The organism is Agromyces sp. P1_H4, assembly GCF_056405255.1.
Genome location: NZ_JBFUCL010000051.1, coordinates 1 through 14849, shown reverse-complemented (window position 1 = coordinate 14849; position 14849 = coordinate 1). Strand labels below are relative to the sequence as shown.

The 14849-nt window shown below is 71.4% G+C and carries 15 protein-coding genes and 1 pseudogene; 11 read left to right on the top strand and 5 right to left on the bottom strand.

Going from position 1 to position 14849, the window contains the following annotated elements:
- Nucleotides 1–450 (bottom strand): permease prefix domain 1-containing protein (locus tag AC1DY2_RS05505; protein ID WP_476761501.1); only part of this gene is annotated, 450 nt, incomplete at its 3' end.
- Nucleotides 447–827 (bottom strand): PadR family transcriptional regulator, encoded by a 381-nt coding sequence (locus AC1DY2_RS05500; protein WP_159600918.1) that lies wholly within the window; start codon nucleotides 825–827, stop codon nucleotides 447–449. The genes AC1DY2_RS05505 and AC1DY2_RS05500, both read right to left, overlap by 4 nt.
- Before the next feature lie 159 nt (nucleotides 828–986).
- Here AC1DY2_RS05500 and AC1DY2_RS05495 point away from each other — a divergent pair, with 159 nt between their 5' ends.
- The 8 genes from AC1DY2_RS05495 to AC1DY2_RS05460 all read left to right on the top strand — a co-directional run bounded on the left by AC1DY2_RS05495 (nucleotide 987) and on the right by AC1DY2_RS05460 (nucleotide 6333).
- Complete coding sequence (locus tag AC1DY2_RS05495) at nucleotides 987–1574, top strand: hypothetical protein (RefSeq protein WP_476761500.1); 588 nt, start codon at nucleotides 987–989, stop codon at nucleotides 1572–1574.
- Between the two features lie 133 nt (nucleotides 1575–1707).
- Entirely contained in the window at nucleotides 1708–2940 is a 1233-nt protein-coding gene (locus AC1DY2_RS05490; protein ID WP_476761499.1) for a CpaF family protein, read from the top strand.
- The gene (locus tag AC1DY2_RS05485) at nucleotides 2937–3800 is read left to right on the top strand and encodes a type II secretion system F family protein (protein ID WP_476761498.1); all 864 of its coding nucleotides are present in this window, start codon (nucleotides 2937–2939) and stop codon (nucleotides 3798–3800) included. The genes AC1DY2_RS05490 and AC1DY2_RS05485 overlap by 4 nt, the downstream gene beginning before the upstream one ends.
- Nucleotides 3788–4735, top strand: coding sequence for a type II secretion system F family protein (locus AC1DY2_RS05480; protein ID WP_476761497.1), 948 nt, complete (start codon nucleotides 3788–3790; stop codon nucleotides 4733–4735). Before AC1DY2_RS05485 ends, AC1DY2_RS05480 begins: the two co-directional genes overlap by 13 nt.
- Before the next feature lie 60 nt (nucleotides 4736–4795).
- Nucleotides 4796–4963 (top strand): hypothetical protein, encoded by a 168-nt coding sequence (locus AC1DY2_RS05475; RefSeq protein ID WP_235933983.1) that lies wholly within the window; start codon nucleotides 4796–4798, stop codon nucleotides 4961–4963.
- Nucleotides 4964–4992: 29 nt separating this feature from the next.
- Complete coding sequence (locus AC1DY2_RS05470; protein WP_476761496.1) at nucleotides 4993–5412, top strand: TadE/TadG family type IV pilus assembly protein; 420 nt, start codon at nucleotides 4993–4995, stop codon at nucleotides 5410–5412.
- Nucleotides 5387–5848, top strand: a complete 462-nt coding sequence (locus tag AC1DY2_RS05465; RefSeq protein WP_476761495.1) for a hypothetical protein — start codon at nucleotides 5387–5389, stop codon at nucleotides 5846–5848. The genes AC1DY2_RS05470 and AC1DY2_RS05465 overlap by 26 nt, the downstream gene beginning before the upstream one ends.
- A complete protein-coding gene (locus AC1DY2_RS05460) occupies nucleotides 5845–6333 on the top strand; it encodes a Tad domain-containing protein (protein WP_476761494.1) in 489 nt (162 codons plus the stop codon). Before AC1DY2_RS05465 ends, AC1DY2_RS05460 begins: the two co-directional genes overlap by 4 nt.
- A gap of 115 nt (nucleotides 6334–6448) precedes the next feature.
- On the opposite strand, the gene AC1DY2_RS05455 is transcribed toward AC1DY2_RS05460, so the two are convergent.
- From AC1DY2_RS05455 to AC1DY2_RS05445, 3 genes are all read right to left on the bottom strand, one after another.
- A complete protein-coding gene (locus AC1DY2_RS05455) occupies nucleotides 6449–10372 on the bottom strand; it encodes a S8 family serine peptidase (protein ID WP_476761493.1) in 3924 nt (1307 codons plus the stop codon).
- Between the two features lie 135 nt (nucleotides 10373–10507).
- A complete protein-coding gene (locus tag AC1DY2_RS05450) occupies nucleotides 10508–11812 on the bottom strand; it encodes a hypothetical protein (RefSeq protein WP_476761492.1) in 1305 nt (434 codons plus the stop codon).
- An 8-nt stretch (nucleotides 11813–11820) separates the two neighbouring features.
- Nucleotides 11821–13443 carry a hypothetical protein gene (locus tag AC1DY2_RS05445; protein ID WP_476761491.1) on the bottom strand — a complete coding sequence of 541 codons (1623 nt, stop codon included), beginning with the start codon at nucleotides 13441–13443 and terminating at the stop codon, nucleotides 11821–11823.
- A 186-nt stretch (nucleotides 13444–13629) separates the two neighbouring features.
- Here AC1DY2_RS05445 and AC1DY2_RS05440 point away from each other — a divergent pair, with 186 nt between their 5' ends.
- From AC1DY2_RS05440 to AC1DY2_RS05430, 3 genes and pseudogenes are all read left to right on the top strand, one after another.
- A complete protein-coding gene (locus AC1DY2_RS05440) occupies nucleotides 13630–14028 on the top strand; it encodes a PPOX class F420-dependent oxidoreductase (RefSeq protein WP_476761490.1) in 399 nt (132 codons plus the stop codon).
- Nucleotides 14025–14312, top strand: coding sequence for a hypothetical protein (locus AC1DY2_RS05435; RefSeq protein ID WP_476761489.1), 288 nt, complete (start codon nucleotides 14025–14027; stop codon nucleotides 14310–14312). Before AC1DY2_RS05440 ends, AC1DY2_RS05435 begins: the two co-directional genes overlap by 4 nt.
- A pseudogene (locus AC1DY2_RS05430) lies at nucleotides 14309–14849 on the top strand (hypothetical protein); the annotation flags it as partial. The gene AC1DY2_RS05435 and the pseudogene AC1DY2_RS05430, both read left to right, overlap by 4 nt.

Below are 14849 nucleotides of genomic sequence, written 5' to 3'. Positions count from 1 at the left end.
CCCGAGGGCGACGCCGAACACCACGCTGAGCGTCACGAGCACGGCGGTGCTCGTCGTCAGCACGTCGAACAGGCCGAGCACGAGCAGCGCGAGCGCCGCGGCGGCGACGATCGAGAGCACCACGGTGCGCACCACGAAGCCGGGCTTCGGCCGCACGCGATTGCGCAGGGCAGCGGATGCCGCGGACTCGGTGCGCGTGGCCGCAGGCGTCTCGGCGGGGGAGTCGCCGTCGACGAGGGCGCGGATATCGCCGAGTTCGGCGATCGCCCGGCGCGCGGCATCCGACGGCTCGATGCCCGATGCCTCGAGCTCGGCGACGCGGAAGAGGAGGTTGTCGCGGATCTCCTCCTTCAGGTCCTGCGTCTCGGGCGTGACCTCGACGCCGGCGAAGGCCTCGTCGAGGAGGCGGTGGATGTCGATGCTGCGGCGGATGGGGTCGGTCGCGTTCATGCGCGGGAGCCTTTCAGTGCGGTGGGCGCGGTGCCCAGGAGGTCGTCGATGATGCCGCGCGTGGCGACCCAGTTCGCCACGTTCGAGCGGAAGGCGGCGCGGCCCGCATCGGTGATGCGGTAGTACTTGCGGCGGCCGCCCTGCGACTCGTCGCCCCAGTAGGCCTCGGCCAGCCCGTCGCGCACGAGCCGGCGGTAGCTCGCGTAGAGCGTCGCCTCCTTGATCTCGTAGGCGCCGCCGGTGGCCTCGCGGATGGACTTGTAGATCTCGAAGCCGTAGCTGTCGTGTCGTCGCAGCACGCCGAGCACGATCGTGTCGGTGTGACCGCGGAGCAGGTCGGCGGTGAACGCCTCACTGTCGGCAATGTCTTGCATCATGTCGAGTACTGTATCAGATCAACTACAGGATGTGAATCAGTAATGGATGACGCACGCGTAGGCCCTTGCAAACTGGGGGTGCCCGCACCGACGTCGCGCGGGTAGCCTTCGGGCAGCGAGAAATCCTCACTTCTGGGCACGCGAGACAGGGAACCCGACATGAACCGCTCAACGCTCATCGGAGGGGTCGCCGCCGGCCTCCTGCTGACGACGACGCTCGCATCACCCGCGTATGCCGGTCCGGTGGAGGTCATTCCCTGGGAGGACTCCTACGAGACCGTCCACTTGGTCGGTGAAGAGGAGTGGTGCGATCCCGACGTCGTCGACTTCGAGGTCGCCGAGAGCTGGGAAGGGAGTGGCATCGACCGCGTCACCACGGAGGAGGACGGCATCCTGCGCTTCGCAAGCGTGTACAAGTCGGTCGCGACGTACACGGCGAATGGGAAGACCTTCGTGGTCGAAGCACAGGGGAACGGCCGCGATCACAGGATCGTCGACAATGGCGATGGAACGCTCACCATCTGGGTCAAGGAGTCGTTCAAGTCGACGGCCTGGCTCGATGGGGAACTCCTGTTCCACGACTCCGGGATCAACTCGGGCGCGATCCTCGTCGACTACAACGACACGCTGTCGAATCCCGATGATGACGTGTTCCTCGGGGTCGCGGAGGACTTCGTGGCGCACGGCCGTATCGACACCCTCGATCGCGATTTCTGCGAGGACATCGCCCTCTTCCTGGGCGACTGAGTCTGCGACGGCGAACCGAACGGACCTCGCCGCGCATGAGATCCATCCCGTGACGTGCGTGCGCCATCCGTCAGGCGTCGCGCGCTGTGGATAAGTTCGGGGCGCGTCATCCGCCGCCCCGCATCATGGACGCATGACCGACCCCGTGCGCACCATCGCCGACCGCGTGCGCACCAGGGTCCTCCGCGAGGGCGTCGACCTCGCCACCGACGGCAGCGTCGCGGCGCGCTACGCGAACGAGGAGGTGCGCCGCTACAGCGAGCGGGCGCTGGCGGGCGCGCACGCGCAGCTCGGCGACGAGGCCGGCACGGCCCGCGACGTCGTCGCCTCGATCACGGGCTACGGGCCGCTGCAGCCGTTCTTCGACGACCCCACGGTCGAGGAGATCTGGATCAACGCGCCCACCCGCGTGTTCGTCGCACGCGACGGAGTCGCCGAGCTGACGACGGTGGTGCTCTCCGACCGCGAGGTGCGCGAGCKCGTCGAGCGGATGCTGCAGCACTCGGGCCGGCGCGTCGACCTGTCGTCGCCCTTCGTCGACGCGTCGCTGCCCGACGGCTCTCGCCTGCACGTGGCGATCCCCGATGTCGCACGCGCTCACTGGGCGGTGAACATCCGCAAGTTCCGGCGCAGCATCCGCTCGCTGGCGCAGCTCGTCGAACTCGGCTCGCTGCCGCTGCAGGCCGCGGAGTTCCTGCGCATGAACGTGCTCGCCGGCGCGAACATCCTCGTGTCCGGGGCGACGCACACCGGCAAGACGACGCTGCTCAACGCACTCATGTCGGCGGCGCGGGTCGGCGACCGGGTCGTCACCGTCGAGGAGACGTTCGAGCTCGACCTCGACGTGCGTGACCTCGTGTCGATGCAGTGCCGCCAGCCCAACCTCGAGGGCACGGGCGAGATCACGCTCCGGCGCCTCATCAAGGAGGCCCTGCGCATGCGACCCGACCGGATCGTGGTCGGCGAGGTGCGCGAGGCCGAGAGCCTCGACCTGCTCATCGCGCTCAACTCAGGGCTGCCCGGCATGTGCACGATCCATGCCAACTCCGCCCGCGACGCCCTCGTGAAGCTGTGCACGCTACCGCTGCTCGCGGGGCGCAACATCGACTCGTCGTTCGTGGTCCCCACCGTCGCGAGCTGCATCGACCTCGTCGTGCATCTCGGCATCGACCGCGACGGCGTGCGGCGCGTGCTCGAGATCGCCGCCCCCACCGGCGCGACGACGGATGCCGCGGTCGACATGGACCCCATCTTCCTCCGCAGCGGCGATACCCTCGTGCCGACCGGCGCCCGGCCCGCGCGCCTCGAGAAGTTCGTCGCAGTCGGGCTCGATCCCGCGCTGGTGCTCGGCGGAGCGACAGGATGAGCCTCATCCTCGGCGGACTCCTCGGGCTGGGCGTGCTGCTGGCGGTGTCGCCACTGCTGTGGCCCGCGCGCCGGGGCACCGATGGCCCACCGTCACCGGCGTTCCGCGGCATCCACGACGACCTCGCCCTCGCCGGGCTCGGCGGGGTTCCCCTGGCGGCGGTCGTTGCCGTGTGCGCCATCCTCGCGATCATCCTCGGCGCGATCGCGCAGGCGGTGTTCCAGATACCCGTGCTCACCGCCGTCGCCGCGGTGCTCGGCGCCGCACTCGTCCCGCTCGCCGTGCGCGGGCGCGCCTCTCGGCGACGTGCGGCGAACCGGGCGGTGTGGCCCGACGTGGTCGACCACCTCGTGGCGTCAGTTCGCGCGGGCATGTCGCTTCCCGAGAGCGTCGCCGCGCTCGCAGAACTCGGCCCGGCGCCCACCCGGCGCGCGTTCGGCGAGTTCGCCGCGCACTACGAGCGCACCGGCAACTTCGTGCTCTCCCTCGACCAGCTCAAGGCGACGCTGGCCGATCCCGTCGCCGACCGGCTGCTCGAGACCCTCCGCATGGCGCGGGAGGTTGGCGGCAGCGACGTCACGGCCGTGCTGCGCGGGCTCTCGGGCTACCTCCGGGAAGACGCGGCACTCCGCGCCGAGGTCATCGCCCGACAGTCGTGGATCCGCAACGCCGCGCGCCTCGGCGTGGCCGCACCCTGGCTGCTCCTCGTCGTGCTGGCGTCTCGCCACGAGACCCTCGTCGCGTACGACTCGGCGGCCGGGTCGACCCTGATCATCGTCGGCGTCGTCGTGACGATCGTGGCGTATCGGCTGATGGTCGCACTCGGTCGCCTACCCGAGGAGCGCCGATGGCTTCGCTGAATGCGATCTCGCCGATGGGGCTCGTCCTCGGCGCGATCCTCGGGCTCGGGCTGTGGCTGATCGTCTCGACGGTTCCGAGGCTCGGGCGGCCGCGTCTCGTGGAACGCGTCGCCCCGTACGTGGCCGACCTGTCCGCCGAGGCGCGAGCGATGCTGGCGCAGCGTCCGGCGGGGCCGGCACCCGTGCTCGGCGTCGTCGTCGCGCCGCTCGCGCACCGAGCCAGGGCCATCGCCACGGAATGGCTCGGCGGCAACGAGGTGATCGCGAAGCGGCTGCGCCAGGCGGGCTCCACCGCCTCCGTCGAGCGGTTCCGGGGCGAGCAGCTCGCCTGGGCGGCCGGCGCATTCGTCGCGGGCGCGGCGCKCGCGATCGCCGCTCCCACGTTCACCGCCCTGCCCGCGATCGTGCGCGTCGCCATGCCGGTGATCGGCGCGGCACTCGGTGCCGCGCTGCGCGACTGGATGCTGCAGCGTCGCGCTCGTCGTCGGCTCGCGCGGGTCTCGGCCGAGCTGCCCACCGTGCTCGAGTTCCTGACGCTCAGCCTCACGGCGGGCGAGGGCATGCTCGACGCGATCCGKCGGATCGCCGCCGCCGGCCGCGGCGAACTGCCGAGCGAGTTCGCGCGCGTGGTGTCCGCGGTCGGCACCGGCGTCCCACTCAGCCTCGCGCTCGCGGAACTCCGCGACGGCCTCGACCACCCGGCGCTCTCACGAGCCCTCGATCAGGTCCTCGGCGCTCTCGAGCGCGGTGCGCCCCTCGCCGCCGTCCTGCGGTCGCAGGCGGGCGACGCCCGCGAGGAGGCGAAGCGCACCATCATCGAGCTGGCGGGCCGCAAGGAGATCGCGATGCTCGTTCCGCTGATCTTCCTGATCCTGCCCGTCACGGTGGCCTTCGCGCTGTTCCCCGGCTACCTCGTGCTGCAGACCGGGTTCTGATGCGACACCCCACCACACCACGCGCGCGCCGCCGCGACCGCGCCCACGAAAGGAACGACCATGCGAGAACGGCTGCTCGAACGACTGCGCGACGAGCGGGGCGACGTACCAGGCTGGGTGCTGATCACACTCATGACGGCCGGGCTGGTGATCGTGATCTGGGGCCTGGCCGGTCCGGCCCTCAGCGGGGTCTTCGACCAGGCGATCGGTCGCGTGACGGGGTTCTAGGAGCGCCCCATCGGCGACAGCGGTCCGGCATGTCCGGCGTGCTCCGCCGCGGCCGCGGGCTCGCGCACGGGCTCGCGAACGAGCGCGGCTCAGCCGTCGCCGAGTTCACGCTCATCGGCGTCCTGCTCACGGTGCTCGCGCTCGCGGTGGTCCAGCTCGCCCTGGCGCTGCACGTGCGCAACACGGTGCTCGACGCGGCGGCCGAGGGAGCTCGATACGCGGCACTGGCGGGGTCGTCGCCGAGCGACGGGATCGCGCGCACCCGAGACCTCATCGCCTCCGCGATCTCCGCCGACTACGGGCAGGACGTGACGGCGGGTACGACCTCGATCGCGGGCGTGCCGGCGATCGAGGTCACCGTGCGCACCACCCTGCCCGTCATCGGGCTCCTGGGCGTCCAGCAGGGGTTGGAGGTATCAGGCCATGCGGCTGTCGAGACCCTGGATTGACCGACTCCGTCGGGACGAGGGCACGGCATCGCTCGAATTCCTCACCGTCGGGATGCTGCTGCTGGTGCCGTTGGTCTACTTGGTCCTCGCCGTCGCGACCATCCAGGCCGGGGCGCTCGGCGTCGAGGGGGCAGCGCGTCAGGCGGCGCGGGTCGCGGTGCTCGGCAGTGACAACGGCGCATCGGATGCCGCGGTGGAGCGCGCGGTGCGCGTGACGCTCGACGACTACGGCATCGACGCCGACGCCGCGTCTGTATCCGTGACCTGCGACCGCGCGGACTGCACCGACGCGGGCGCCCACGTGAACGTCGCCGTTCGCGCTCGCGTCGACCTGCCGCTCGTGCCCGACGTCCTGACCCTCAGCGCGATCGGCAGTGTGCCGATCGAAGCGAGTGCCACGCAGACGGTGTCGCGCTTCGCGGGACGGCCGCAATGACAGCGAGTCCTCGACTCCGGCTCGGCGACCGAATCGCCCGCGAGCGAGTGGTCGGCGAGCGACGGAGCGACGAGCAGGGCTCGACCCTCCTGCTCACCATCTTCTACTGCTTCCTCGGACTCACCATCGTCATGGTCGTGGCCTCCGCGACGACCCTCTACCTCGAACGCAAGCGACTCTTCACGGTGGCCGATGGGGCCGCCCTCGCGGGCGCCGAAGCGTGGCCGCTCGAGTCGGTTCGCATCGACGGCGATCGCCTGGAGTTCGACCTGCGAGATGCCGACGTGCACCGCGCAGCGGCCGAATACCTCGGTGCGGCCGCGACCGACCTCGACGACGTCGAGCTCGTGCGCGCGGCCTCCGACGACGGCCGAACCGCGACGGTCACGCTCCGCTCCGTCTGGCACACGCCGCTCTCCACCGAGCTCGTGCCCCTCACCGTGCCGATCGAGGTGACGGTGACGGCGCGTTCCGTCTTCCACTGAGCCGAAGCGGACGAGACACGAACGACGGCCCGGGCGACATTCTCCGATCGCCCGGGCCGTCGTGGTGCGTGGGCCGCGCTCGTCCCCGGCGTGGCCCACGCCGTCGGTCAGCTGATCACGGCCGACCGCCCGGGCCGCCGTGRCCGCCGCCCTTGGCGGGGGCGGCCTCGAAGGCGCGCTCGATCTCCTGGCTGAACGTGTTGCCCGCGGCATCCTTCGCCGTCACCCGCAGGTCGACCCACCCGCCCGCATCGGGCACGGCCACGCTCGCCTCGTACGAGGCGACGTAGGCGCGGCCTTTCGGGAACAGGCTCGTGATCGGGTCGCCGGGGCCGTCGTCGACGGCCGAGACCAGCTTCGTGGAGACCGGGTTCCAGTCGCCGCCGGGCAGGCGCACCTCGAGCGTGGCATCCGTCACCATGCCGCTGTGATCGGCACCCGACACGTGCCCGAGTGCGAATCCGAGCGGCACCTTCGTGCCCTTCTTGCGGTCGTCGCCGACGGTGCCGGCCTCGCTGACCTCGAGGTCGTACGTCGCCTGGATCATCGGCAGCAGTCGGGCCGCGTAGTCGTCGGCCGCGCCGGTCGACGTGACCGTCCACTCCGTCGTCGTCGAGGTCGACGAGTCGAGCCACGTGCCGTCGTGCTCGGCGACGTTCACGATGCGCAACTCGCTGTCGCCGTCGGGCAGCCCGAAGTAGTTCAGGCCCTGGTACTCCGAGGTCTTCACCAGGTCGCCGTCCAGGTAGAGCTCCGAGTGCTGCACGAGCCCCGGAATCTCGGCCCACGTGTCGAACGAGCCGGTGTGCTCGGGCTGGCCGCCGTCGGCCCACGAGGGAACGTTGACCTGCACGAAGTCGCCCTGGCGGTTCGGGGCCCAGAAGCCCTGGCCGACGTACGGGCGCACGATGGGGCCGAAGTAGCTGGTCTCGTTGACCGAGCCGGCCTCGAACGTTCGCCTGACGTCACGGATGCCCCACGTCCCGTCGACCAGGAACACGCCCTGGTTCCAGCTCACGTCGGTGGTGCTCACCCATTCGGTGCGCGTCACCCCACGGGCCGCGCGCAGCGGGTAGCCGACGCCCGAGAGCTGGTCGGGGGTGAAGTCGTACCGGTACTCGCCCACGAGGTCGCCCTCGCGGCCGTGGTACGTGGTGTCGATACGTGCGAGGTCGGTCGGGCGGTAGTCCAGGTCGGCTGGCACCTCATCCCGGCTGTAGCGCAGGATGTCCCAGATCTCCTCGGAGTTCGCGTTGCCCGTCGCCGTCAGCGAGACCTTCTTCGAAGCGAGCGCGTCGAGGAGCGGGCGACCCTGCAGGCCGCTCACCGTGGCGACGGCGACGGGTGCGCGCGTGCCGTCGTCGGCGCCGACCCACTCGTTGAACTCGGCGTCGCCGTCGTTGACGACGACGAGGAGCGCAGCACCCGCCGCGGCGGCGTTCGCCGCACGCTCGGGCGGCGCGACCGCGTCGGAGCGGAGCGCCACGGCCACCTTGCCGCGCACGTCGGCCGCCGCGAACTCCGCAGCAGAGCCGGTGCCGACGGCCACGGCGCTGCCCTTGACCTCGCGGTCGAGCATCGTCGCACCCGGCGCGGTCGTCGTGTCGAGCACCTGCTTGCCCCACTTCAGCACCAGGTTGGGGTGCTGCAGGCGCCAGCGGTTCGTGAAGCTGAACGAGTCGGCATCCGAGGCGTCCTGCGGCTGCGCGTACAGCTGGTCGACCCACACCGGGGCGACCAGGCCRCCTCCGAAGCCGTCGACGAGGTAGTCCATGCGCATCACCATGGTCTCGAGACCGCGCTCGCCGACATCGACGCTGACCGGCTTCGCGGTTCGGGCGTCGAATGCGACGCTCGTGCCCGAGCCGTCGAGTGCGAAGTGCGGGTCGCCGACGAGCGCGACCCCCTGCGTGTCTGCCGTGGGCGCGACGTCCATGTACGACATCAGCGAGTAGTCGCCGGCCGGAAGCCGCAGCGTGGTGCTGCCGTCGACCTGCACGTAGTCGTACCACTCGGTCGCGGCGTTCCAGATCCAGCCGGCGGCCTGCGTCGGCTCGCCGTCGAGGCCGGTGGCGGTGACCTCGAGGTCGTAGCGCTCCGACTCGGCGATGATGCCGAGCGCGGTGCGCGTGACGGGCTCGCCGTCGACCGAGGCCACGAGCATGCCCGACAGCTGCACGCCGGCCGGCACCGCGGCAGGGTCGGCGGTGAGCGTCACGGTTCGGGTCTCGCCCGCGGGAATCGTCAGGGCGTCCGCGTCCATCGTGAGCACCTCGGATGCCTCGCGCACCGACAACGGGCCGGGCCCCTCTTCACCGCCACCGACGCCGGGGGTCGTGTCGACCAGGGACGCCTCGAGCGAGACCGTCAGCTCGGCGTCGCCGCGGTTGGTGTACTCGATGGTGCGGACGACCAGCTCGGGGTCCTCGCCCCACGTGAGCATGCCGAAGTCACCCGAGCCCGAGGCCACGAGCTCGGACTCGACGGCGGCGGCCACGTTCACCACGCCCGACCCGCCCTGGTAGGGCGTCATGCCGGTGTCGGTGGCCGTGCTCGTGAGCGCGGCGCGCAGCTGGGCCGCGGTGTACTCGGGATGCTGCTGCTTGAGGATCGCGGCGGCGCCGGCGACGTGCGGCGTGGCCATGGAGGTGCCGCTCATGCTGAGGTAGGCGCCCTCGCCGTCGCTGTCCGCGGAGCGGGCAGCGGTGATGTCGTTGCCCGGACCCGAGAGGTCGGGCTTCAGCGCGCCCGAACGGGTGAGCGGGCCCTGGCTCGAGAAGTACGAGAGTGCGCCGCTGGGGTCGTCGACGGAGCCGACGGTGAGCGCGCTCGCCGCCGAGCCGGGCGTGCCGATGGTCTCGGGGGCACCCGCGTTGCCGGCGGCGACCACGAAGAGGGCGCCCGTCTGCTCGGAGATGCCGTTCAGCGCCTCGGCCATGAGGTCCTCGCCGTCGGACGCCTGGGACGAACCGAGGCTCATCGACACGATGGGGGCGTGCGCCGCTGCCCATTCCATCCCCGAGATGACCCAGGAGTCCTGTCCGTAGCCGTCGGCGCTGAGCACCTTGCCGACTAGCAGGTTGGCACCGTCGGCGACGCCGCGGTTCGCGCCGCCGCTCGCCGCACCGGTGCCGGCGATCGTCGAGGCGACGTGCGTGCCGTGCCCGTGCGTGTCGGTCAGGACGTCCTCACCGGGGACGAAGCTCGACGAGTCGGGCAGGATGCGCCCGGCAAGGTCGGGGTGGGTGTCGTCGATGCCCGAGTCGAGCACGGCCACGGTGACGCCGGCGCCGGTGTACCCGGCCTCCCACGCCTCGGGGGCGCCGATCCACGGCACGGAGCTGTCGAGGGTCGCCTGCACCTTGCCGTCGAGGTGGATCGCCTCGATGCCCCCGCCGAAGGTCTTCGCGCCGGGCTCGGCCGAGAACAGGCCGGGGGCGGCCGGGGCATCCGTCAGCGCAGCCCACGTCGAGGCGGCAGAGGCGTGGTCGGCCACCGCGGCGGCCGCGTCGATGCTCGGCAGTGCCGTGCCGACCTCGACGCCGGGCAGCGGCTCGGCGCTCATGGCAACAGGCCCGTCGGCGAGTTCGAGGATCACGGGGGTGGCAGCGACGGAGGCGTCGTCGTACCCGAACTCGATGAGCTTCGACACGTTGAGGAGGTCGCGGTCGAGCGCACCCGAGGCGAGGTAGGGCATCGCCTGCTGGGGGAGCACGATGAGATCGTCGCCGACCTGCACCGTCTGGACGCCGCCACCCTCGACCGCAGGGTCGATCTCGACCGTCTGCCGGCCGTCGGCGAGCTCGGTGACGGTGACGCGATCGCCGGTGATCAGCGTCACGTGGTGCTCGCCGGTCGGGGCGGCGGCGGCCGTGGTCGCCCCGGCACCGCCGGAACCCCCGTTCCCGTCGCTCGGGCCGGCGACCGCGGGAATCGCGGTGCCGATGCCCGCGGCCCCGATCGCGAAGCCGCTGAGGGCTGCGGCGACGGCGATGCCGCGGCGACGTCGGACGGCGGATGATTGGCTGCGTGGTGGCATGGATGAACCTCTCGTGCACGTTCGTGGCTTGACACGACGCTGTCACGAGGTGGCGCGCAGGTGGTGGCGGAGACATGCCATGACCACGATCCGCCGCGCCGCACGGCACGGAAGCGAGTCAGCGAACGAGGGTGGTCACTTCACGTGCACGACGTCGCACCCGAAGAATGCCGTCGAACCGGTCGGCCCGTCGAAGCGCCCGAACACGCACCCCTCGGTGTCGCTCGGGGTGAGCACCCCGGTGCGCGGCCCGAAGTGCAGCACGAGGTCGAGGTCGGCATCGCGCGTGCGCTCATCGAGTTCGAGCGATCGCTCCGGATGCCCCTTGCGATGGCTTTCCGTGCCGCCACCGCCGCCGAGCAGCACGGCCTCCGACCCGAACTTCACGCTGAGCGGGTCGATCGTGGTCGCATCGAACGCCACCGGGTTGCCGTACTCGCCGGCGCTCGTCGTGAGCACCGCCAGCGGCAGCACGCCCGAGTTGAGCTTCACCGGGTTCGTGGTACTGCCGGGCTGGATGTTGATGGTGACGGGCACCGCGCAGTCGACCTCGAACGCCTCAGTGAGCGAGTCGTTCGCGGGGTTCGCATCGACGACCGAGGCGAGCTTCGGCTCGATCGTCGTGGTGAACGACACCGAGTGCACGCCCGGCGCGGTGCACGTGACCGCGTAGGTCTTCTCGAGCGACTGCGGGCTGCCGACGGCCAGCGCGGGCACGTCGACCGTCTCCGCGGCCGACGGCACGACGGTCAGGCCCGGGTCGGCGACGACCGATCGCGTGACCTCCGCGTCGATCGGGCCGTCGGGGCCGGCGTTGCTCACCACGCTCGCCACGGGGATGTCGACCGCGGCGCCCATGAGGGCGAACAGCGGTCCCGTCGGCGACACCGAGTCGACGCCGAGGTCGGCCTCGAGGCAGTCGGGGTCGGCGGGGTTCGCGGCGCAGAAGTCCTGGATCGGCCCCTCGAGGTCGACGTCGGCCACGGTCTGGCCGAGCTCGATGTCCTCGACGGTGAGGCTCGCGAGGTTCGCCGCGAACGGCACGACGAAGCTGCCTGAGCCGCTGTCCTGGATCTCGAGGCGCTCCTGGCCGTCGTTCGTGAACACCCAGAGCGGGCTCCACGCGTTCATGACCTCGATGGGCACGCCGTCGGCGTCCGCCGTCGTCAGGCGCAGCAGCGGCGGGTCGCCGATGTGCGAGTGCGCCCGCTGGATCGACACGGCCACGCTCGCGACGCTCGTCTCGGTGCGCGAGGCGAAGTCGAGCCGCACGACCACGGCCTTCGCGGGGTCGGTCGCGGCATCCACGATCACCGGCAGGGCGGCCGTGCCGGGGTCCTCGGTGGTGTCGGCCTGCACCGTCGTCAACGGCAGGGCCACGATGGCGAGCGTCGCCGCGGCGACCCCCAGCCCCCAGTACGTCATGTGCTTCCGTTGCATGTCGCGCCTCAGCATCCCGCAGCCTGGCAGTGCCCGAAGATGAAGTCCATCCGCCTGATGTCCGACGGCTGGGCCAGTCCGTTGTCGACCATCAGGTCGTTCGACACCGGGTCGGACACCGTGTAGTCGGTGTCGAAGAACCAGAAGTTGTCCTCCGTGAACTCCTGGCATGCAGACTCGGGTCGACCCGGGAACGCCCCGAGGTCGTCGACGCAGTCCTCGGGTTCCTCGTAGATGTTCGGTGCGTCGTCCTGCTCGAAGTAGCCGCCGTCGCACGTCGTGCTCGCCGAGCCCGGACGCTGGTCGCAGTACTCGTCGGCGAGGCCGAACGGCTGGTGCCCCGTCTCGTGGGTCACCACCTGGAACGCGTCGCTGCGGTAGGTCGTATCGAGCGTGCCCGAGAAGATACGGTCCCCGCGCAGTGCGCAGTCGCGTTGCGACTTGCGGTGCAGGATGGCCCCGGCATCCGCGAAGGCGAAGTCCTCGTCCCACCCTGGTGGCAGGTCGTGATCGCAGCTGCCGTCGTTCGCGTCATCCGCCCTGCCCTGGTTCAGCACCACCCAGAAGTTGAACTTGTCCTGGTTCGTGAGGAACGGATCGAAGCCGTAGTACGAGGTGTTCACGACCTGGGCGATGTCCTGGACGAACATGGCGTTGAACGGGGCATCCGGCCCGAAGGGGTACGTGTCGACGTCGGCGATGAACACGATGTCGAGTCGGCTCGCGCTCGGACCGGTGTACACGATCGGGAAGCTCGACGTGCCAGGGTCGCCCTCGGTCGCCCGTCGCCAGCCGCTGAAGATCGGCGTGCCGCCCTTCGCCATGCGGCATCCGTAGGCGAAGTCGAAGTCGTCGGCGCCCGGGTCGGGCGAGGCGGTGAAGGTGAACGTCGCGGATGCCACGCCCGAGGTGTCGACCGCCTTCGTGCGCGTCGTGACGTCGGCGGTGTCGGGCTGGAACCAGATCTCGAGGTCGTCGGCGATGAGCGGCTGGAGCGCGCCGTCGAGCGAGGTCGCGGTGATCGTCACGGTCTCGCCGGCCTGCGGCCATGCGGGCGTGTGCATGCAGCGGATGCGCTGGCCCGGCGCGCTCGCGGGCTCGTCGACCTCCACTCGCATGGTGACCTCGACCCGGTCGCCGCCGGTACCGGCGAAGATGCCGCTCGCGCCGCAGAGCAGGGTCTGCCCGTCGAGGCCGACGCTGCAGGGCGCCACGGTGGCGGAGCCGGCGATGGCCGAACCGGCCGACTGCGACGCGTCGAAGAGGTCGTCGCCGAAGCAGAACCCGCCGTCCTCCTCCCAGATCTCGATCGAGAGGGGCACCTGCCCGGGCGTCGCGAGCGCGGCCGTGTCGACCGTGCGCGAGAACTCCCAGTTCGGCGTGATGTCGGGATCGCCCTCCTCGGCGTCCTGCGAGGGCGTGTCCTCGTTGTTGAACGTCTGGCCGTCGATGGTGACCTTGGCGTACCAGTCGGGGTCGCCGCATCCGTCGTCGCCGCCGGTCAGCCGGATCCGCTCGAGCGTGACCCGTACCTCCACGTCGGGCGCGGCCGCCGCCGGCGACGCGACCACCAGTGGCAGGGCCAGCAGCGGTGCCATCAGCAGCACGCCGAGTAGTCGCGATCGTCGCATGGTGCCCCCCGCACTCGCGGGCCCCCCGGCCCGCTCGCCATCAACACGACAGGACTACCACAGGCCATCGGATGCCGCGCCCCCAGCCCGGGGGACAGGTGGGTCGTCCCCGGCGTGTCGCCGCGTGCGGCGCTTCGCGGTCGTCGACGGATGCCGCGGTGCGCCCGTGTGCGGTTGACTGGAGGCATGACCGCCGAGCTCTCCGATCACTTCGTCCGCATCCTCACCGCACCGGTCTTCGGCCACCTCGCCACCGTGCGTCGTCACGGAGGGATCCAGGTGAACCCGATGTGGTTCGAGCTCGACGCCGACGCCGGCGTCATCCGCTTCACGCACACCACCACGCGGGCGAAGTACCGCAACCTGCAGCACGATCCGCACATGACGCTCGAGGCGCTCGACCCCGAGAACCCGCTCAAGTACGTCGAGGTGCGCGGCCGGCTCGCCGAGACCGTGCCCGACCCCGAGGGTGCCTTCTACGTGCACCTCGCGAAGCGGTACGGCGAGACCGACCCCGAGCCGCCGGCCGACAAGGCCGACCGGGTCGTGCTCGTGATGCGGATCGAGAAGGTGAACGGCCGATGAGCTCAGGAGCCCCCGGCACGGGCGGCAGCGGCGTCGCCCGGCGGCGCACCTCGCTGTACGCGATCATCGGCGTCGTGCTCTCGGCGGGGTCGTTCCTGCTGCCGGCCGTGCCGGCGCTCGTCGCCGCGGCCGGGGGCATCGTCCTCGGCGTGATCGGCCGCCGCCAGTTCAAGCGCGATCCGGCCACCGGCCCATCGTGGGTGTCGCTCGCGGCGATCATCGTCGGCGCGTTCGTGTTCCTCAGCCAGGCCGTGCTGCTCGTGAGCTTCACGATGCGCGGGTGACGCCCATGCCGACCGACGCGCTCACCACCGAGGCCGACGAGCTCTACGGGGTCGTGCCCGAGGAGTTCACGTCGGCCCGCAACGCCCGCGCGAAGGCGGTCAAGCCCGACGACCGCGAGCTCGCGCAACGCATCGGCGAGCTGCGCAAGCCATCGCCGGCGGCGTGGATCGTCAACCGGCTGGTGCGCGAGCAGCCCGACGGCATCGACGAGCTGCTCGACCTCGGCCAGGACCTGCGCGAGGCGCAGTCGGCGGGTGACGGCCGGGCGCTCACCGGCATCGGCTCGGAGCGCCGCAAGCTCGTGTCGGGCCTGCTGCACGAGGCGACGAGGATCGCGGAGGACGCCGGCCGCCCGCCCTCGCGGGCCGTGCTCGACGAGGTGGAGCAGTCGCTCATCGCGGCCACCGTCGACGAGCGCGCGGGGGAGGCGCTCGCGACCGGACGGCTCGTCCGCGGCATCCAGGCGGTGGGCTTCGAGGCCGACGACCTCGACGGGGCCGTCGCCGGCGAGGCATCGGCCCGTCGTCCGACGAAGC